Genomic DNA, 18,666 nt, shown 5'->3' with positions numbered 1-18,666 from the left:
GGCGCCTGGCGCGCGGGCCGTTCGACCGATGTCTTACCCCGCTTTTCCCTAGTCTTACCCGCAAGTTGTTCTACCCGGTCTGTCGACCGGCACACGCTTTACTTCAACGCAGTGCTACGCAACATCATCAGGAAGATATGAAAAAGAAGACATTGCTGATCAAGGCCGCGGGGGCGGCCCTGGCAATCATGGCAAGCGGCGCGATGGCCCAGGATTGGCCCGCCAAGCCCGTCACGCTGGTCGTGCCCTACACCGCCGGCGGCAGCGCCGACGCGATCGGGCGCCGCCTGGGCGACGTGCTGCGCAAGGAATCGAACATCACCGTCATCGTCGAGAACAAGCCGGGCGCTGGCGCCTCGGTGGGCACCGACGTGGTGGCCCGCGCGCAGCCGGACGGCACCACCCTGCTGCTGGCTTCGACCAGCCCGCTGACGATCTACCCGCATCTGGCCAAGACCAACTACGACCCGCTGAAGGACCTGACGCCGCTGGCCAGCGTGGCCGTCGCTCCGGTCGCCATCGTCGCCACCAAGGCGCTGCCAGTGAAGGACTTCGCCGGCTTGATCGAATTCGCCAAGTCGCGTCCGGACGGCGTGCGCTACGGCACTCCGGGCCAGGGCACCGTGGCCCACATCGGCATGTCGGCGCTGACCGCGCAGACCGGCACCAAGATGCTGCACGTGCCGTATCGCGGCAACAGCCAGGCGCTGACCGACGGCCTGGGTGGCGTGGTCGAGCTGCTGGTGATCAACAGCGACGTGGTGCTGCCGCACGTGGCCAGCGGCGCGCTCAAGCCGCTGGCGGTGATGGCGCCGCAACGCCTGGCCGCCTGGCCCGACGTGCCCACCATGGCCGAACTGAAGCTGCCGCAGCTGCAGTACTACTCGAACTTCGGCGTGTTCGGCCCGGCCAAGCTGTCGCCGGCCGTGGTGCAGTCGGTGCAGGCCGCGCTGGCCAAGGCCACCGCCAGCGCCGACTTCAAGGACCTGCTGGCCAAGTCCTACCTGCAGCCGGGCACCGCCGCCGGCGACGCCTTCGTCAAGCAGGTGCAGGACGAGTACGCGAGCAACGCCCGCGTCATCAAGGAAGGCGGCATCAAGGCCGAGTGACGATAGTCGTTCCGTCGGGCCCGCGCTTGCCGCGGGTCCTGGCGGGCCGCAACAGCGTCAGGGCCATCCCGGCGGTCACGATCGCCAGCCCCGCGAGCAGCGGGGCGCCGGGATGCTCGCCCAGCATGACGGCCGCCAACAGGGTGGCCGAACCCGGCACCAGCGCGGCGAAGGTCGCGCCGGTGGCCGGCCCCAGCAGCCGCACCGATTGGCTGAACAGGAACAGCGCCACCGTCGACACCAGCACGCCCTGGTAGATGGCTTGCAGCAGGATGTCGGGCCACGGCGCATGCAGCAGCGCCAGGCCCCTGGCCGCCAGATAGGGCGGCGCATAGAGCGCCATCGAGAACACCGACACCACCGCCGTCGCATGCAGGGCCGACGCCGCGCTGCGCCGCGACATCACCGTGTAGGCCGCCCACATCAGCCCGCCCGCCAGGAAGATCGCATAGGCCTGCGGCGGCGTGCGCGACGCGGCGAAGGCCTGCATGCCCGCCAGCGCGATGCCGGCAACGATCAGCGCCAGGCCGGCGGTTTCGCGGGCAGGCGGCAGCGCGCGCGATCCGCAGGCGCTGATGAGGGCCGCGAACACGATCATGCTGCCCGGCGTCACCACCGCGAACTGCTCCACCGGCGCCAGCGCCAGTCCCAGCGACACCACCAGCATGTAGGGCGCGCCGATGCCGGCGACCATCAGCGCGGCGGCCTTCCAGCTCAGTCCCATCAGGCCCCGGCGCAGCAGGTAGGGCAGCAGGATCAGGCCGGCCACCGTGTAGCGGATGAAGGTGATGTCGTAGGCGTCCAGCGCCTGTTGCGTGATGCCCAGCCGCGTGACCACGGGAAAGGCGCCCCAGATCAGCGCCGAGCCCAGGCCGCACAGGATGCCGGCCCAACGGGCGCGGGGGGAGTCGCTGCTGACTTGCATTCAAGGCCTCGCTTTGCCGCCGTAGGGCGCTGGAGCCGCCGCGCCGCCATGGCCCGGAACCGTTTATGATTGACAGTGTTGTCAAGTTTGACAGCTATGTCAAGAATGTAGAGGGAGGCCGTCATGGCGGGAGTCAGGCAGTTCGACGAGGCGAAGGTGCTGGCGGCGGTGCTGGACGTGTTCTGGCGCAAGGGCTGGGAAGCCACGTCCATGGCCGACCTGGCCGAGGCGGCCGGGGTGCAGCGCGGCTCGCTCTATCACGCGTATGGCGGCAAGGAGCCGCTGTTCCTGCTGGCGTTCGATACCTACGCGGCGCGCTTCCTGGACGAGGCGCGCAAGGCCCTGGCGGCGCCGGGCGCTCGAGCCGCGCTGGATGGCTTCTACGCGGTCGCCATCCGCAACATGACGTCCGGCCGCCCGTCGCGCGGCTGCCTGACCACCAAGACGGCGACGCAGGCCGAGGCCGTGGGCCCGGCGATCCGCAAGCGCTTGGCGCGGCTGGTGGAGGACCTGCGCCAGCTGGTGCGCGAGGCCCTTTCGATCGAACCGGCGCGTTCGCAGCTGGCCTTGCCGCCGGAGGACGCGGCCGAGGTGGTGGTGACGTTCACGCGCGGCCTGGCGGTGATGGAGCGCATCGAGGGCGACCCCGCGCGCCTGCGCAGAACGGCGGCGGCGCTGGTGACGGGGCTGGTGCGCGAGGACGCCTGACGCGCCAAGGGAGCGGGACGGCGTCGGGGCCGCCCGGCGCGGCCAGCGCCCGGTTCGGGCTTCAGCCCGAACGCGGCCCGAACATGATCACCAGCATGCCGGCCAGGCAAAGTCCCGCGCCGATCCAGTCGCTGGCGACCGGGCGCACGCCGTCGGCCAGCCATAGCCACAGCAGCGCCATGCTGATGTACACGCCGCCATAGGCCGCGTAGACGCGGCCCGAGGCCTCGGGATGCAGCGTCAGCAGCCAGGCGAACAGCGCCAGGCTGGCGGCGGCGGGCAGCAGCAGCCAGGCGGAATGGCCCTTGCGCAGCCACAGGTACGGCAGATAGCAGCCGATGATCTCGGCCAGCGCCGTCAGGACGAACAGCAGGAAGGTCTGCAGGACCGCCACGGCGCGTTCAGGACTTGTGCGCCAACAGGTCGCTGCATTGGCGTTCCTGTTCCGCGATCTCGTGCAGGGTGTCGTCGATGTCGCGCCGCTGCTGCTCCAGCATGGCGCGGTGCTGCGCGAGCACGCTCTGGTACTGGCGCAGCTGGACGTCGGTGTCGCCGGGGCCGTCGTACATGTCGATCAGGCTGCGGATTTCCGACAGTTGCAGGCCCAGCCGCTTGCCGCGCAGCGCCAGCTTCAACCGCGTGCGGTCGCGCGGACCGAAGATGCGGTTGCGCCCCTCGCGCGCCGGGCTGACGATCCCCTGGTCTTCATAGAAGCGGATCGTGCGGGGCGTGACGTCGAACTCGCGGGCGAGCTCGGAGATGGTCCAGGTTGACGGGGACATGCGGCGGGTGGCGGCGGTAGGTGGCAGTGGTGGGTGGCAGTTTACGTAAACGTAAATTATGATGCCTTGACCCGATCGTCAAGCACGGAGCGCAAGGCAATGAATCCCAACGAGCATCAGCTACAGTACCCATGGGGCGATGTCCAGCCCGAACCCGGCAAGGCCCAGGCGGTTGCCGACGGCGTGAAGTGGATCCGCATGCCGCTGCCTTTCGCGCTGGATCATATCAACCTGTGGCTGCTGCGCGACGAGCTCAACGGACGCCAGGGCTGGACCATCGTCGACTGCGGCATCGCCCGCGACGAGGTCAAGGCGCTGTGGGAGCGGGTGTTCGAGCAGGAACTGGAAGGCCTGCCGGTGCTGCGCGTGCTGGTCACGCACATGCATCCCGATCACGTCGGCCTGGCGCACTGGCTATGCGAGCGCTGGAACGCCGAGCTGTGGATGACCATGACGGATTTCATGGTGGCCTCGCTCTGGTCCTCGCGTCGCGGCGGCGATGGCGTGGGCCCCGGCGGCCAGTCGGCGGTGGACCATTTCGCGCGCCATGGACTGGTCGATCCGGCCGCGCAGGAACAGATCCGCCAGCGCGCCAACTACTATCCCGGCCTGGTGCCGGCCATGCCGACGCGCTACACGCGCATCCTGCACGGCGACCAGGTCCGCATCGGCGGCCGCGACTGGCGCGTCATCGTGGGCTACGGCCACGCGCCCGAGCATGCCTCGCTGTACGCACCCGACCTGCGCGTGCTGATCTCCGGCGACATGGTGCTGCCACGCATTTCCACCAACGTCAGCGTGTTCGACTACGAGCCCGACGCCAATCCGCTGCCGCTGTACCTGCGTTCGCTGGATGGCTACGCCGACCTGGCCGACGACACGCTGGTGCTGCCCTCGCACGGCCGTCCGTTCAAGGGGCTGCACGCGCGCATCGCGCAGCAGCACGAGCACCACCGCGATCGCCTGGCCGAAGTGCTGGAGGCCTGTGCGCAGGGGCCGAAGTCCACGTCGGACATCGTGCCCGTGCTGTTCAAGCGCAAGCTGGACCTGCACCAGCTGACCTTCGCCATGGGCGAGGCCCTGGCGCACCTGCATGCGCTGTACTTCGAAGGCAAGCTCAAGCGCGCGCAGGACGCCGACGGCATCGTGCGCTTCACGGCGGCCTGATTTTCAAGCGTGGACGCGTCGCGCCTCAGCGCGACGCCGTCGCCAGCCGCAGCGCCAGCCCCACGAACACCAGCGCCGCGATCCGGTTCAGCCAGCGCCGCGCCGTCACCGAGCGCTGCAGCAGCTCGCCGAACGCGCCCGAGAAGAAGGCGATGGCGCCGAACACCAGCAGCGTGGCCAGCATGAACACCGCGCCCAGCTGCACCGTCTGCGGGCCGATGGGGCCCAGCGCGGGCGAGGTGAACTGCGGCAGGAAGGCGAAGAAGAACAGCAGCACCTTCGGATTGGTCAGGTTCATGATGATGCCGCGGCGGTACAGCGCGGCCGGCTTCTGCGGCTCGGGCCGCTGGCCTTGTTCCGGGCCGACCGGCGCGCGCAGGATCTGCCAGGCGAGATACAGCAGGTAGGCCGCGCCCGCCAGCTTGAGCGCGGTGAAGGCCATGGGCGAGGCGGCGAACACCGCCGCCAGACCGATCGCCACCGCCATCGTATGCCCCAGGATGCCCGTGGCCAGCCCCAGCACGACGAACATGCCGGCCTTGCGGCCCCAGATCGCCGATTGCATCAGCACGAAAAGATTATCCGGCCCCGGCGTCAGGGCCAGCAGCACGGCGATGCCGAAGAAGGCGATCAGGTTGTCCAGGGGCAGCATGGGAGTTCCGGCGGCAGGGTGTTGCCGGCCGTCATCGGCCGGAAGTGGCATGATACGGGCAAACCGCGAGACGGCGCGCCGGCATTCCGGCGCGCCGCCAGGGCCACGAACCGCGAACCATAAGCGCGGAGGGCCGCCGGCGCGCAAGACGAACATCAGACAGGAGACACCGTGTCCACCGAAAGCCCCATCGCTGGCGACCAGCCGCTGGAAACCTGGCTGCGCGAGCGCCACAGCTGCCGCGCCTTCCTGCCCGAACCTGTGCCGCGCGCCGTCATCGAGCGCATCCTGGCGCTGGCGCAGCGCACCGCGTCCTGGTGCAACTGCCAGCCCTGGCAGGTGGCGGTGACCGAGGGTGCGGCCACCGAACGGCTGCGGCAGGCGCTGGTGGCGCGCGCCGAGCAGCCCGGCTTCACGCCGGACTTCCCCTTCCCCGCCGAGTACCGCGACGCCTATCTGGCGCGCCGCCGCGAGGCCGGCTTCCAACTCTATGGCGCCGTGAGCGTGGCGCGCGGCGACCGCGAAGGCTACCGCCGCCAGGAGCTGCGCAACTTCCAGCTGTTCGACGCGCCGCACGTGGCGGTGATCAGCACCGACGCCGCGCTGGGCGAGTACGGCGCCATCGACTGCGGCGGCTATGTGGCCACCTTCCTGCTGGCGGCGCAGGCCAACGGCGTGGCCGCGGTGCCGCAGGCGTCCCTGGCCATGTATCCCGAGGTGCTGCGCGAGACGCTGGACATCGATCCGGCGCGCCGCGTGGTCTGCGGTATTTCCTTTGGTTATGAAGATACGGCCCATCCGGCCAACAGCTATCGCACCAGCCGCGCCACGTTGGACGAGACGGTGACCTGGCTGTCGCGCTGACCATTGCGCCGAACGCCGCGCGGCACTTTCGCGCGGTACTATTTTCCGACTGTCGCTTTCCGATCCCCGAACCACGCGAGCCTGCCTTGAAGACGCCCCATCCGCACATCGACACCGTCCTGCAGCATGCCGGCACGGCCCCGTTCAACCCCGCCACCGGCACCGCGCCGGTGCCGCTGCCGGCCATGCGCGCCAGCACCGTGCGCTTCCAGAACCTGGCCGCGCTGGAGAACGCGCAGCGCACCAAGGCCGCAGGCCAGCGCGCCACCACCTACGGCCGCATGGGCATGGACACGCATGCCGCGCTGGAAGAGGTCTTCGCGCAGCTGGAAGGCGGCACGCATTGCTACCTGGCCTCGTCGGGCCTGTCGGCCATGACGATGGTGATGCTGGCGCTGTGCTCGGCCGGCGACCACGCGCTGATCTCGGACTGCGTGTACGGCCCGATGCGCGAGCTGGACGACGCCGTGCTCAAGCGCCTGAACATCGACATCACGTACTTCTCGGCCGACGACGCGCTGGACGAGTTGGTGCGTCCGAACACGCGCCTGCTGTACGTGGAATCGCCGGGCTCGCTGCTGTTCGAGATGCTGGACATGGGCGCGATGGCGGCCTTCGCGCAGCGCCATGGCCTGGTGCTGGCCACCGACAACACCTGGGGCTCGGGCTACATCTATCGTCCGCTGACGCTGGGCGCGCAGGTGTCGGTGATCGCCGGCACCAAGTACGTGGGCGGCCACTCCGACCTGATGCTGGGCGCGGTGGTGACCAACGATGAAGAGATCGCGCGCAAGCTCAACCGTACGCAGTACGCGATGGGCTATTCCATCAGCGCCGACGACGCCTGGCTGGCGCTGCGCGGCGTGCGCACCATGCCGATCCGCATGGCCCAGCATGCGCGCAACGCCTTGCAGGTCTGCGAATTCTTCAAGAGCCGGCCCGAGACCGTGCGCCTGTTCCATCCCGCCTGGCCCGAGGATCCCGGCCATGCGCTGTGGCAGCGCGACTGCACCGGCTCGAACGGCATGCTGTCGGTGGAGCTGCGCCTGTCGCCCGAGAATGCGCGCAAGTTCGTCGATGCGCTGACGTTGTTCGGCATCGGCTTTTCCTGGGGCGGCTACGAGAGCCTGGTGCAGCTGGTCTCGCCCAAGGACCTGTCCAAGCACCGCTACTGGGGCGAGGGCCAGAACGCCGTGGTGCGGCTGCACATCGGCCTGGAATCGACCGAGGACGTGATCGCGGATCTGGCGCAGGCGCTGGATCAGGCGAAATAGGACCGGTCTGAAATCGGGTGCCTGTGAACGGCGCCCATGAAAAATGCCCCCGGGAACCCGGGGGCATTTTTCATTCCCGCGCCCTGTCGGGCGCAGCCTGGCGCGCTCAGTTGCCGCGGGCCATCGGGATCAGGCGCGTCACTTCTTTCAGCGCGCCTTCGTAGCTGTTGCCGGCCATGACCGGCGAGGTCATGAACTTGCCGCCCACGGCGAAGGACGGCGTGCCGTCGATGCGATAGGCGTCGGCCAGCTGGTTGGCGCGCTGCACCTGGGTCTGGACGCTGAACGAATCGAACACGGAATCGAACTTGGCGCGGTCCACGCCTTGCGCGGCGGCCCATTCGCCCATGGCCTTCTTGTCGATCAGGCGCTTGTGCTCGCCATGGATGGCGGTGAAGACCTTGGCGTGCAGGTCGGGGCGTTCCAGCGCGATCAGCGTGAAGTACAGCTGCTGCAGCGGCTTCATGCCGGCGTTGAAGGCGATCGGCACCTGCTTGAGCACCACGTCGGGCGGGGCGGTCTTGGCCCAGTCCTCGACCAGCGGTTCCATGGCGGCGCAGTGCGGGCAGGTGTAGGCGAAGAATTCCAGCACTTCGATCTTGCCCGGGGTGTCCGACGGCAGCGGCGGGTTGATCGCCTGGTATTGCTGGGCGCCGCCCTGGGCGTGGCTCGCCGGGCTGAGGAAGGCCGTCGCGGTCAGGGCGGCGGCGGCCATAAGGCGGATGAGCTTTTGGGACAGCATGGGTATGAGGTTCCTGGAGAAAACGTTACAGACAGGCCCAAGGCCGGATTAGTTCAATGCGGCCATTCACTGCCGCACCACCGCGGTTTCGATCTTGTTCTCGCCCAGGCGCCCGCGCGCCCGGTTCATGTCGTCCAGGCGGGCATACGGCCCCACGCGGACGCGGTTCAGCGACTTGCCGTTGACTTCAGCCTTCTGCACCGACACCGGCAGGCCCAGCAGGATGATGCGGGCCTTGAGCGATTCGGCGTCGTTGGCGCTGCGGAAGGCGCCGGCCTGCAGATAGTAGGAGCCGTTGGCCGATGCCGCGGCGGACGCCGATGCCGCGGGCGCGCTGGCCTTGGGCGCCGGGGCCGGCGTCGGCGCGACCTTGGCGATCGGCGTGGGCAGCGGATTGGGCGCGGCGGGGGGCGGCGCCACGGCCGAGGCTGCCGGCTTGTTGTTGGACGTCGGCAGCGTGGCGATCAGCGCGCCCAGGTCGTCGGACTTGGACGGCGGCGTATCGGCGCCGGCCGTGCCGGTGCCGGGTAGCGGCGCCGGCGTGGTCGCGGTGGGGCCGCTGGGCGGCGTGCCCGCCGCGCCGTCGCGGCCGTATAGGCCGGCGTTGGGATCCGGCGCCTGGCGCGGGTCGGGCAGCTTGCCGGCGTCGCGGCTGGCGCGGTCCACGAAGGGCACCGGCGCCTTGGTCACGTAGAACGCCACCACCGCGGCGACGATGAGGCCGATCAGCAGGCCGGCAAGCGCCCCGTACAGGGTGCTGCCGCTTTCGCCCGACCGGCCGGAGGATTTGCGCTTGGTCGCCATGTGCCGATGTTACATCCGCTCCGGCGCCGACACGCCCATCAGCTCCAGGCCGTTGGCCAGCACCTGGCGGGTGGTGGCGGCCAGGCGCAGGCGCGCCAGCTTCAGGGCGGTGTCGTCGACCAGCACGCGCTCGGCGTTGTACCAGGCGTGGAAGTCGGACGCGCAATCGCGCAGCCAGAAGGCGATATGGTGCGGCGACAGGTCCTGGGCGGCCAGGGCCACCACTTGCGGGAACTCGGCCAGGCGCTGCATCAGCGCGAATTCGGTGGGCGCGGTCAGCAGCGCGGCGTCGGCGCGGGCGACGTCGTCGGCCGGCATGCCGGCGTTGGCGATCACCGAGCAGATGCGGGCGTGTGCGTACTGGATGTAGTAGACGGGGTTCTCGTCGCTCTTGGACAGCGCCAGGTCCACGTCGAACACGAACTCGGTGTCGGCGCGGCGCTGGATCAGGAAGTAGCGCACCGCGTCGCGGCCGACCCAGTCGATCAGGTCGCGCATGGTGACGTAGCTGCCGGCGCGCTTGGAGATCTTGACCTCTTCGCCGCCGCGCATGACCTTGACCATCTTGTGCAGCACGTAGGACGGATAGTCCTTCGGGATGCCCTCTTCCAGCGCCTGCAGGCCGGCGCGCACGCGCGCCACGGTGCCGTGGTGGTCGCTGCCCTGGATGTTCACGGCGCGGTGGAAGCCGCGTTCCCACTTGGCCTTGTGATAGGCCACGTCGGGCACGAAGTAGGTGTAGCCGCCCTCGCTCTTGCGCATGACGCGGTCTTTGTCGTCGCCGGTGCCCAGTTCGGTGGTGCGCAGCCACAGCGCGCCGCCGTCTTCGTAGGTGTGGCCGCCGGCGATCAGCGCCTTCACCGTGGCCTCGACGCGGCCGGAGGTGTAGAGCGAGCTTTCCAGGTAGTAGTTGTCGAACGCCAGGCCGAAGGCCTGCAGGTCCAGGTCCTGTTCGCGGCGCAGGTAGGCCACGGCGAAGGCGCGGATGTCGTCCAGGTTGGCGATGTCGCCGCTGGCGGTGACCGGCGCGCCGTCGGAGGCCTGCAGCGTCTTGCCGGCCTGGAAGTCGCGGGCGATGTCGCTGATGTAGTCGCCCTTGTAGCCGTCGGCCGGCCATTCGGGCGAATCCGGCGTCAGGCCGCGGGCGCGGGCCTGCACGCTGATGGTCAGGTTCTCGATCTGGTTGCCGGCGTCGTTGTAATAGAACTCGCGGGTCACGTCCCAGCCGCTGGCGTCGTACAGGCGGCAGAGGGCGTCGCCCAGCGCGGCCTGGCGGGCATGGCCCACGTGCAGCGGGCCGGTGGGGTTGGCGGACACGAACTCGACCAGGATCTTCTCGCCCGTGCGCGGCGCGCGGCCATAGGAGGCGCCCTGCTCGGCCACCGTCGCGATGACGGCCTGGCGCGCGGCGGGGGTGACGCGCAGGTTGATGAAGCCGGGGCCGGCGATCTCGGCGCTCTCGACCAGGGCGTGGGCATCGGGCTGCGCCATCAGGGCGTCGACGATGGCCTGGGCCAGCTCGCGCGGATTGCGCTTGGCCGGCTTGGCCAGCTGCATGGCCACATTGGTGGCGACGTCGCCGTGGGCGGCGACCTTGGGGCGCTCCAGCAGCACGTTGGGCTGGGCGTCGGGCAGGCTTTGCGCGACGGCGGCCTGGATCAGGGAAATGAGTTGTTTCTGTTGCTCGAGGAGCATGGGCGTCCGGAGTGGTTCGGTATGAGTGGCGCAGGCGGCCGGGCCGGGCTGGCCGGGGGGCGTCCAGGGATGCGCGGCGCGTCGGCGCCGGATTCGTGGCCGCCGCAGGTCCTGCTGTCACGGGAATCCCCTGAATCATAGTTGATTTGGCGGCCGGACCGGCGGTTGCCGGGGGCGGGCCGGCCCGTGCAGGCATGCCGCGGCGTTTCCGGCGGCGCGTTCAAAGCGCCAATGAAATCAAGGCGCTAGGCCAGGCTCCGGATGGCCGGTGGCATCCGGGGCGGGGTTGCGGTAGTGTTATGAAGTCCCACCCCATCCCGGAGACAGGAATATGCTGATCACTTTTCATTCCAAGGTCGTGGCCGAAGTGCTGATGTTGACCGACCACGCCGGCGCGCTGCTGCAGGCCGCGGGCAAGTCCTTCGGGGACAAGATTCCGGAACGCGGCGTGTTCACCGCGGACCAGCTCGGTCCGGCCATCCAGGGCATCGAGCGCGCCATCGCCGACTACCAGAAGAGCGGCCATGATGACGACGAGGACGACGACAAGCAGCCGGTGGCGCCGATGGCGCGCTCCGTGGGCCTGAAGGAACGCGCCTTTCCGCTGCTGGACATGATGCGCCAGTCGCAGGCCGCCGGCGCCGAAGTCACCTGGGAAGTGTCGCGCGGCTGGTAGCAATGTCGCCGGGCGGACAATCTGTCCGGCGATTTTTGCCTACGCTTGCCGGCTGACGCCACATCAAGGAACCTGCCCCATGCGCAGCGACATCACCATCGTTTTCGACACCCGGCGCTCGCTGGACCTGAATGCCACCGTCGAGCCCTCGCCGCAGCGCCAGAGCGACGCGCGCGACTGGTTCGACAGCGCCTGGGAAACCCTGGGCTGCGAGCCGCTGCGCCCCAGCGGCAAGGTCCTGCTGCTGGACAAGGTGCTGGGCGTGGCCGACGCGCTGGGCTATGACGTGCTCTCCACCGACGAGAAGGAAGCGCGCGAGTTCGCCGAACACCTGGCCCTGGCGCTGGAGCGCCCGCGCATCACCGTGGACCTGCCCGGCCTGACGGTCGGCTACTGATCCGCCCGTCCGCCCCGCAACGGGGCGGATGTTCGTGACACGGCGGGGCGGGCTCCGCCGCGACCTGATTTCCTGGCCGGGCCTCGCGCCTGCCGACCCGCCTGGGCATCGCCCGCATCTGGCGTTTCCTTTCCGCACGTCACCTGGCCCGACCGTGCCGCGGGCGGCGGCGTCACGCGCCGCCTTTCCCAGCTAGGGTATTTCCCATGCCGCACCCGCTTGGCTTCGGGCTATAGTCAGTTGGAATTCAGGTGGGATCCCAGAAGGATTCCAATGGGAACATGAACATCGAACTGACAGGCCATTCCGTCGAAAACGAGGCCGCCGGCTGTGACGGCCCGGCGCTGAGCGTGTCCGAACGCACCTACCAGGCCCTGCTCGACCGCATCGCGGCGCGCCAGATCGGCCCGGGCGAAGTGCTGGAAGAGCGCCGCCTGGCCGAAGAGCTGAACGTGTCGCGCACGCCCATGCGCGCCGCGCTGAACCGGCTGCTGGGCGAAGGTATTCTCAAGCGCCTGTCCAATGGCTCCGTGGTGGTCCATGCCTTCGGCGTGACCGAATTGCTGGAGCTGCTGCAGATCCGCCAGCTGCTGGAAGGGCAGGCCGCCGCCATGGCGGCCGGCCGGATTCCCGGCGACAAGCTGGCCGCCGTCAAGGCGCGGCTGGAAGACGTGATGCGCTACAGCGCGGCCGGGGGCGAATCGACCTGGACCGCGGACAACGAGGTGCACGAGCTGGTGGCCGCCTATTGCGGCAACAAGTCCATGGCTGCGATGATCGCCGACGCGCGCCGGCGCGCGCGCCTGTGCAACGTCGAGCGCCTGTCGCAGCGCGCGGTGCAGGCGCGGGCCGAGCATCTGGCCATCGTGCAGGCGCTGCAGGCCGGCGATGCCGAACGGGCGCGCGCGACCATGACGGCGCACCTGGGCGCCGTGCGGCGCGCGTTCGCGCGCACGCTGGGGTATCTGCCGCATGAAGACTGACGCCGCGCGCCAGGCGCGTTGCATCGTCGCCGAACCGCTGACATCGCAGGCCTTCGCCGAATTCGGCGAAGTGGTGGAACATGCCGGCAATGAACGCCGCAGGCATCTGGCCCTGCCCTACGCGCACTCGGCGCCGGCCGCGCGCACGGCGATCTGGGTCAGCCGGGTGGAAAGCGCCATACCCCAGCCCTGCCCCGTGCTGCTGCTGGAACGTCATCCGTATTCCTCGCAGACCTTCATCCCGCTGGACAACACCTCCTATCTGGTCGTCGTGGCGCCGGACGATGCGCAGGGCGAGCCGGACCTGGAACGGCTGCGCGCCTTCGTCGCCAGCGGCAGCCAGGGCGTGTGCTATCGGACTGGCGTCTGGCACCAGGGCCTGTCAGCGCTGCGCGCGCCGGCCCAGTTCGCCGTGACCATGACCTTGACCGGCGCCGGCGACGACGATGTGTTCTGGAAGATGCCGGACAGCGTTTCCATCGCCATCGACTGCACCCTGCCGGCATCCCGCCCGCGCTCTGATCCCGCCACCTGAAGATCTGCTCAAGGACTCGCCCAAGCCCATGCAACCCGATCATTCCCATCTGCGGCGCGACTTCGTCGGCTACGGATCCGACCTGCCCCATGCGCGATGGCCCGGCGACGCGCGCATCGCGTTGAACCTCTGCGTCAACTACGAAGAAGGCGGCGAGCTGTCCGTGCCGGATGGCGACGAGGCCTCGGAGTCGGCGCTGACCGAAGGCGGGGGCGGCGGCTTCGCCGGCCGCGACCTGGCGGCCGAATCCATGTTCGAGTACGGCAGCCGCGTCGGCTTCTGGCGCGTCGCGCGGCTGCTGCAAGCGCGCGGCATGCCGGCCACCATCTTCGGTTGCGGGCTGGCGCTGGAACGCAACCCGCAGGTCTGCGCCGCCATCCGCGACGCCGGCTGGGACGTGTGCGCGCACGGCTGGCGCTGGGAGCGCCCCCAGACGCTGACCGAGGCCGAAGAACGCGAGCGCATCCGCCGCACCGTCGCCTCGATCGAGGCCTCGGTCGGCGCGCGCCCGTTGGGCTGGTATTGCCGCTACGGTCCCAGCGTCAACACGCGCAAGCTGGTGGCCGAGGAAGGAGGCTTCCTGTACGACTCCGACGCCTACAACGACGAGCTGCCCTACTACGTGCAGGTGGATGGCCGTCCGCATCTGGTGCTGCCCTATGGCCTGGCCAACAACGACGCCAAGTTCATCCGAGGCGGCATGGCCACGGGCCAGGATTTCTTTGAATACCTGAAGGACGCGTTCGACATGCTGTACCGCGAAGGCGCGCAGCGGCCCCGCATGATGTCGGTGGGCCTGCATCTGCGGCTGGTGGGCCATCCCGGCCGCGCGGCGGGCCTGGAACGCTTCCTGGATCATGTGGCGCGCCAGTCCGGCGTATGGGTCTGCGGCCGCGCCGACATCGCGCGCCACTGGCTGGCCACGCATCCGCCGCGCTAGCGGCGCGCGCGGCAGGCAAGGGCGCGGAAGCTCGAGCGCATCGGCGCGTAGCGGCAAGCGCGCCGGCGCGAGGCAACGAAAGCATAGGCAAGACGAATCATCACAACGAGGAGAAAAGCATGAACCTGTGGGTCCAAAGCAAGCTCGGGTTGTTTGTCAGCATTCTGGCGCTCGCCACCGCCGCGCCTTCCGCCGCGCTTGCCCAGCAGGGCTATCCCGACAAGCCCATCCGGCTGGTCACGCCCTTCCCGCCGGGCGGCGCGGCCGACATCCTGGCGCGCTCGCTGGCCAAGAGCCTGAACGAAACCTACGGCGCCACCGTGGTGGTCGAGAACCGCGCCGGCGCTGGCGGCACCATCGGCACGGCGTCGGTGGCCAAGGCCGCGCCCGACGGCTACACGCTGCTGCTGGGCAACGTCTCCACGCTGGCCACTGCGCCCAGCCTGTACACCAAGCTCACCTATGATCCGCTGAAGGACTTCACTCCGCTGACGCTGGTCGGCCGCAGCCCGCTGGTCTTCGCCGTGAATCCCGGCGTCAAGGCCAACAACCTGAAGGAACTGATCGCTGCCGCCACGGCGCAGCCCGGCGCGCTGGACTACGGCTCGTCGGGCGCCGGCAGCATCACGCACCTGACGGGCGAACTGCTCAACGTCAACACCAAGGGCGCGATGGTGCACGTGCCGTACAAGGGCAGCGCGCCCGTGGTCATGGCGATGGTGTCGGGCGAGCTGGACATGGGCGTGACACAGGTGGCCGAGATGCTGCAGCAATACCGCGCCAAGCAGGTGCGCGCGCTGGCCATCACCGGCAACCAGCGCCTGTCGGCCATTCCCGAGGTGCCCACGGCCGCCGAGAGCGGCGTGACGGGCCTGGACGCCACCACCTGGTACGCGGTCGTCGCGCCCCAGGGCCTGCCGCAGCCCATCATCGACAAGCTGCAGCCCATGCTCGTGAAGGCGCTGGAAGATCCCGACATGAAAAAGCGCTTCGCCGAGGAAGGGCTGATCCTGGAATCCTCGACGCCCGAGGCGCTCAAGGACCTGATGCGCAGCGACATCCCGAAGTGGGCCGAGGTGGTCAAGCGCGCCGGCGTGAAACTAGACTAAAGCTCACGCATCCGCAGCGCCGCGTGTTTTTTCATCGAGGCCGCACGGAGCCGGCTTTGCCGGTCCGTAGCGGCGCCCCCTTGAGGGGGAGCGCGTAGCGCTTGGGGGTGGGAGCATCCTTCTGGTCCGTAGCGGCGCCCCCTTGAGGGGGAGCGCGTAGCGCTTGGGGGGGGAGCATCCTTCTGGTCCGTAGCGGCGCCCCCTTGAGGGGGAGCGCGTAGCGCTTGGGGGTGGGAGCATCCTTCCGGTCCGTAGCGGCGCCCCCTTGAGGGGGAAGCGCGTAGCGCTCGGGGGTGGGCCTACCTTATTCCCGCACGCATGAAGGACTGCACGAACTGCCGCTGAAATAACAAGAACGCGATCAGCAGCGGCGCGGCGGACATCAGCGTGGCGGCCGTGATGACGGACCAGTCGATGCCCTGGTCGGTCGACGAGAACACCTGCAGTCCCACGGTCAGCGGGCGCGATTCCACCGAGTTGGTGATGATCAGCGGCCACAGGAAGTTGTTCCAGTGGTGGCTGACCGACACCAGCCCGTAGGCCACGTAGATCGGCTTGGCCAGCGGCACGTAGACCTTCATCAGCACCTGCAGCGCGTTGGCGCCTTCCATGCGCGCGGCCTCTTCCAGTTCGCGCGGTACCGTCTTGAAGGTCTGGCGCAGGAGGAAGATGCCGAAGGCCGAGGCGAAGTACGGCAGGCCGATGGCGAACACCGTGTCGCGTATGCCCAGCTGGCTCATCGAGCGGTAGTTCTCGACCAGCAGCACGTCCGGCATGATCATCAGCTGCAGCAGCACCAGCATGAAGACGAAGTCGCGGCCACGGAACTCGAAGCGCGCGAAGGCGTAGCCGGCCAGCGTGGACAGCACCAGCTGCGCGGCCAGCACCATCGTGACCAGCAGGAAGGTGTTGAGGAAGTAGCGCGGGAACGGCGCCGCATTCCACGCGCGCACGAAGTTGTCCAGCGTCAGCGGCGCGAACAGGTCGAAGCGGGTCGCGTAGGCCGGCGGATGGAAGGCGGCCCACATGGCGTAGGCCAGCGGCAGGATCCACAGCAGGCCCAGCGCCCAGGCGCCCAGGGTGTCTAGCTTGTCTTTCATTGATAGTGCGTCCTGCGGTCCAGCCAGCGGAACTTGATCAGCGCGGTCAGCGCCAGCACCACCAGCAGCACCACGGTCAGCGTGGCGGCGTAGGCGGTGTCCCAGAAGCTGAAACCTACCTGGTAGATGTAGTACAGCAGCAGCGTGCTGGCGTTGTCGGGCCCGCCCTTGGTCATCACGACCACGTGGTCGACTAGGCGGAAGGCGTTGATCAGCGCGTTGATCAGCACGAACAGCGTGGTGGGCATGAGCAGCGGCCACAGCACGCGCCGGAAATACTGCCAGCGCGACGCGCCTTCCAGCATGGCCGCCTCGCGCAGCGACGGCGATACCGTCTGCAGCGCGGCCAGGTAGAAGATCATGAAGAAGCCCGCCTCCTTCCACACCGTGACCAGCATCAGCGCCGGCAGCGCCGTGGCGCGGTCGCCCAGCCAGTTGGGGCCGGGCGCGCCGAACAGCTGCATCACTTGGGCGATCAGGCCGTACTGCGGCGTGTAGAAGAACAGCCAGATGTTGGCCACCGCCACCATGGGCAGCACCGTTGGCGTGAAGTAGGCCATGCGCAGGAAACCGCGCCCCGCGAGGTTGCGGTTGACCCAGAGCGCCATGATCAGCGCGATGCCGATCGAGGTGGGAATGGTGCCCAGCGCGAACCACAGGTTGTTCCAAAGCGACTGCCAGAACACCGGGTCATCGCGCAGGACCGCGTAGTTGTCCAGCCCGACATAGCGGGCCGGACGCGCGCCCTTGGGCGTGGAGTAGAAGCTGTGCCAAAGCGTCGCCAGCGCCGGGTAGTGCGTGAACGCGGCGAGCAGCACGACGGCTGGCAGCAGTAGCAGCCAGCCGTAAAGCGCATTCAAAGAGCGATTCATCGTGCTGGAACGTGATTACTTGTAGGAACGCAGTATGCGGTCGGCTTCGCGCTGGGCGTCCGTCAGCGCCTGCTGCGGCGCCTTCGAGCCGGTCAGCACGGCTTGCAGCGCGTCGTTCAGCACCTTGGTCACGCGCTGGTTCTCGTGGGTCGAGAATTCGGCCACGCTGACTTCCAGCTGGTCGCGCGCCACGGCGGCGGCCGGCACGTCCTGCGCGTACTTCTTCATCTTGTCGGTCTGCCAGGCGGCGGGCGTCACGGCCACGTAGCCGGTGGCGATGCTCCAGTCGGCGGCGCGCTCGGGCGTGGTGACCCATTGCGCGAACTTCAGCGCGGCCTGCTGCTGCTCAGGCGTGCCGCTCTTGAAGATGTAGAAGTTGCCGCCGCCGGTCGGGCTGCCGCCGCGCTTTTGCTGCGGCATCATGGCCACGCCGAACGGGAAGTCGGCGTTCTTGCGGATGTTGGTCAGGTTGCCGGTGGTGGTCCAGACCATGGCGGCCTTCTTTTCCAGGAAGTCCTTGGGCGTGGTGCCCCAGTCGATCGTGCCGCTGGGCATGATCTTGTGCTTGGCGGCCAGGTCGCGCCAGTATTGCGCGGCCTCGACCACGGCGGGCTTGTCCAGGTAGACCTCGTTGCCGGCCTCGTTCATCAGGATCGCGCCGTTGGGCGTGGTCAGGGCCTGGAACAGCCAGTAGGCGAAGGCGCCGCCCGAGGGGATCTCGATGCCCCATTGCGTGGTGTTGCCCGAGGCGTCCTGCTTGGTCAGCTTCTTGCCGTATTCGACCAGCTCGGTCCAGGTGGCGGGTGCGCGCTCGGGGTCCAGGCCGGCGGCCTTGAACAGGTCCTTGTTGTAGTACATCACGATGGTCGAGCGCTGGAACGGCACTCCCCAGGTATGCCCGCCGCTGCGGCTGTTCTGCATGAAGGCGTCGTAGAAGCTGCCCAGCCACTTCTTGTCGGCGTCGCTCTTGGCCAGCGAGTCGATCGGCACGATGGCGTCTTCGTCGATCAGCGTGAACATGTCGGTCGACAGCAGCACGGCCAGCTGCGGCGGCGTGCCGCCCTTCAGCGCGGTCAGCGCCTTGGCGATCGAGTCCTGGTACGAGCCCGCGTAGATCGGCTTGATCTTGATGTTGGGGTTTTCCTTCTGGAAGTCCGTCACCATATCGTCGACGATCTTGGTGATCGGGCCGCCCACGGCCACCGGGTAGTAGAACTCCACTTCCACCGGCTTCTGCTGGGCCTGCGCCGGCAGCGACAGGCAGGCGGCGGCCAGGCTGGCGGCCAGGGTCTTGAGTACGATGCGTCGCATGTCGTGTTTCCTTTCCTGAGG

The 18,666-nt window shown here is 68.8% G+C and carries 21 protein-coding genes; 11 read left to right on the top strand and 10 right to left on the bottom strand.

Translation table 11 applies throughout. The features are described 5' to 3' along the window. Positions 1-137 precede the first annotated feature (137 nt). Entirely contained in the window at positions 138-1,109 is a 972-nt protein-coding gene (locus AC6LJ9_RS18905; RefSeq protein WP_103271922.1) for a Bug family tripartite tricarboxylate transporter substrate binding protein, read from the top strand. Here the strand turns inward: AC6LJ9_RS18905 and AC6LJ9_RS18900 are convergent. Continuing rightward, the gene (locus tag AC6LJ9_RS18900; RefSeq protein ID WP_498148756.1) at positions 1,096-2,034 is read right to left on the bottom strand and encodes a DMT family transporter; all 939 of its coding nucleotides are present in this window, start codon (positions 2,032-2,034) and stop codon (positions 1,096-1,098) included. The genes AC6LJ9_RS18905 and AC6LJ9_RS18900 overlap by 14 nt on opposite strands. A gap of 123 nt (positions 2,035-2,157) precedes the next feature. On the opposite strand from AC6LJ9_RS18900, the gene AC6LJ9_RS18895 reads away from it, so the two are divergent. Further along, entirely contained in the window at positions 2,158-2,742 is a 585-nt protein-coding gene (locus tag AC6LJ9_RS18895) for a TetR/AcrR family transcriptional regulator (RefSeq protein ID WP_498148755.1), read from the top strand. Positions 2,743-2,803: 61 nt separating this feature from the next. Here AC6LJ9_RS18895 and AC6LJ9_RS18890 read toward each other — a convergent pair whose 3' ends face one another. Continuing rightward, complete coding sequence (locus AC6LJ9_RS18890; protein ID WP_498140582.1) at positions 2,804-3,136, bottom strand: YnfA family protein; 333 nt, start codon at positions 3,134-3,136, stop codon at positions 2,804-2,806. Between the two features lie 7 nt (positions 3,137-3,143). Beyond that, positions 3,144-3,524 carry a MerR family transcriptional regulator gene (locus tag AC6LJ9_RS18885; RefSeq protein WP_103271924.1) on the bottom strand — a complete coding sequence of 127 codons (381 nt, stop codon included), beginning with the start codon at positions 3,522-3,524 and terminating at the stop codon, positions 3,144-3,146. A 99-nt stretch (positions 3,525-3,623) separates the two neighbouring features. On the opposite strand from AC6LJ9_RS18885, the gene AC6LJ9_RS18880 reads away from it, so the two are divergent. Then, positions 3,624-4,691 (top strand): MBL fold metallo-hydrolase, encoded by a 1,068-nt coding sequence (locus AC6LJ9_RS18880; RefSeq protein ID WP_498148754.1) that lies wholly within the window; start codon positions 3,624-3,626, stop codon positions 4,689-4,691. A gap of 25 nt (positions 4,692-4,716) precedes the next feature. Here the strand turns inward: AC6LJ9_RS18880 and AC6LJ9_RS18875 are convergent, their stop codons facing one another. Then, complete coding sequence (locus AC6LJ9_RS18875) at positions 4,717-5,343, bottom strand: LysE family translocator (RefSeq protein WP_103271926.1); 627 nt, start codon at positions 5,341-5,343, stop codon at positions 4,717-4,719. Positions 5,344-5,514: 171 nt separating this feature from the next. On the opposite strand from AC6LJ9_RS18875, the gene AC6LJ9_RS18870 reads away from it, so the two are divergent. Both AC6LJ9_RS18870 and metC read left to right on the top strand, forming a co-directional pair. Beyond that, positions 5,515-6,207, top strand: a complete 693-nt coding sequence (locus AC6LJ9_RS18870; RefSeq protein ID WP_498148753.1) for a nitroreductase — start codon at positions 5,515-5,517, stop codon at positions 6,205-6,207. A gap of 86 nt (positions 6,208-6,293) precedes the next feature. Further along, positions 6,294-7,481, top strand: a complete 1,188-nt coding sequence (gene metC / locus AC6LJ9_RS18865) for a cystathionine beta-lyase (RefSeq protein WP_212313456.1) — start codon at positions 6,294-6,296, stop codon at positions 7,479-7,481. Positions 7,482-7,587: 106 nt separating this feature from the next. Here the strand turns inward: metC and AC6LJ9_RS18860 are convergent, their stop codons facing one another. From AC6LJ9_RS18860 to argS, 3 genes are all read right to left on the bottom strand, one after another. Next, the gene (locus AC6LJ9_RS18860) at positions 7,588-8,223 is read right to left on the bottom strand and encodes a thiol:disulfide interchange protein DsbA/DsbL (RefSeq protein WP_392410407.1); all 636 of its coding nucleotides are present in this window, start codon (positions 8,221-8,223) and stop codon (positions 7,588-7,590) included. Positions 8,224-8,289: 66 nt separating this feature from the next. Beyond that, the gene (locus AC6LJ9_RS18855; protein ID WP_498148752.1) at positions 8,290-9,027 is read right to left on the bottom strand and encodes an SPOR domain-containing protein; all 738 of its coding nucleotides are present in this window, start codon (positions 9,025-9,027) and stop codon (positions 8,290-8,292) included. 9 nt (positions 9,028-9,036) lie between these two features. Further along, on the bottom strand, positions 9,037-10,722 hold the full coding sequence (argS, locus tag AC6LJ9_RS18850; protein ID WP_498148751.1) for an arginine--tRNA ligase: 1,686 nt from the start codon (positions 10,720-10,722) through the stop codon (positions 9,037-9,039). A 331-nt stretch (positions 10,723-11,053) separates the two neighbouring features. Between argS and AC6LJ9_RS18845 the strand changes: the two genes are divergently transcribed. The 6 genes from AC6LJ9_RS18845 to AC6LJ9_RS18820 all read left to right on the top strand — a co-directional run bounded on the left by AC6LJ9_RS18845 (position 11,054) and on the right by AC6LJ9_RS18820 (position 15,362). Next, positions 11,054-11,398 carry a DUF1840 domain-containing protein gene (locus AC6LJ9_RS18845; protein ID WP_498148750.1) on the top strand — a complete coding sequence of 115 codons (345 nt, stop codon included), beginning with the start codon at positions 11,054-11,056 and terminating at the stop codon, positions 11,396-11,398. 79 nt (positions 11,399-11,477) lie between these two features. Then, on the top strand, positions 11,478-11,795 hold the full coding sequence (locus AC6LJ9_RS18840; RefSeq protein WP_103271933.1) for a hypothetical protein: 318 nt from the start codon (positions 11,478-11,480) through the stop codon (positions 11,793-11,795). A 281-nt stretch (positions 11,796-12,076) separates the two neighbouring features. Next, positions 12,077-12,778 (top strand): GntR family transcriptional regulator, encoded by a 702-nt coding sequence (locus AC6LJ9_RS18835; RefSeq protein WP_249204878.1) that lies wholly within the window; start codon positions 12,077-12,079, stop codon positions 12,776-12,778. After that, positions 12,768-13,313 carry an ureidoglycolate lyase gene (locus tag AC6LJ9_RS18830; protein ID WP_498148749.1) on the top strand — a complete coding sequence of 182 codons (546 nt, stop codon included), beginning with the start codon at positions 12,768-12,770 and terminating at the stop codon, positions 13,311-13,313. The genes AC6LJ9_RS18835 and AC6LJ9_RS18830 overlap by 11 nt, the downstream gene beginning before the upstream one ends. A gap of 28 nt (positions 13,314-13,341) precedes the next feature. Further along, a complete protein-coding gene (locus AC6LJ9_RS18825; protein ID WP_498148748.1) occupies positions 13,342-14,253 on the top strand; it encodes an allantoinase PuuE in 912 nt (303 codons plus the stop codon). A gap of 119 nt (positions 14,254-14,372) precedes the next feature. Then, entirely contained in the window at positions 14,373-15,362 is a 990-nt protein-coding gene (locus AC6LJ9_RS18820; protein ID WP_498148747.1) for a Bug family tripartite tricarboxylate transporter substrate binding protein, read from the top strand. Between the two features lie 299 nt (positions 15,363-15,661). Here the strand turns inward: AC6LJ9_RS18820 and AC6LJ9_RS18815 are convergent, their stop codons facing one another. Genes AC6LJ9_RS18815 through AC6LJ9_RS18805 form a run of 3 tightly spaced genes read right to left on the bottom strand, consistent with a single transcriptional unit; the run spans position 15,662 to position 18,645 of the window. Continuing rightward, complete coding sequence (locus AC6LJ9_RS18815) at positions 15,662-16,462, bottom strand: carbohydrate ABC transporter permease (protein WP_103271937.1); 801 nt, start codon at positions 16,460-16,462, stop codon at positions 15,662-15,664. After that, positions 16,459-17,334 carry a carbohydrate ABC transporter permease gene (locus AC6LJ9_RS18810; RefSeq protein ID WP_498148746.1) on the bottom strand — a complete coding sequence of 292 codons (876 nt, stop codon included), beginning with the start codon at positions 17,332-17,334 and terminating at the stop codon, positions 16,459-16,461. Before AC6LJ9_RS18810 ends, AC6LJ9_RS18815 begins: the two co-directional genes overlap by 4 nt. Before the next feature lie 15 nt (positions 17,335-17,349). After that, on the bottom strand, positions 17,350-18,645 hold the full coding sequence (locus AC6LJ9_RS18805; protein ID WP_498148745.1) for an ABC transporter substrate-binding protein: 1,296 nt from the start codon (positions 18,643-18,645) through the stop codon (positions 17,350-17,352). Positions 18,646-18,666 lie beyond the last annotated feature (21 nt).

This window comes from Achromobacter sp. 1011811831 (assembly GCF_059760905.1).
Note: the sequence above shows the minus strand (reverse complement) of the source record. Positions and strands in the feature narration are given on the sequence as shown.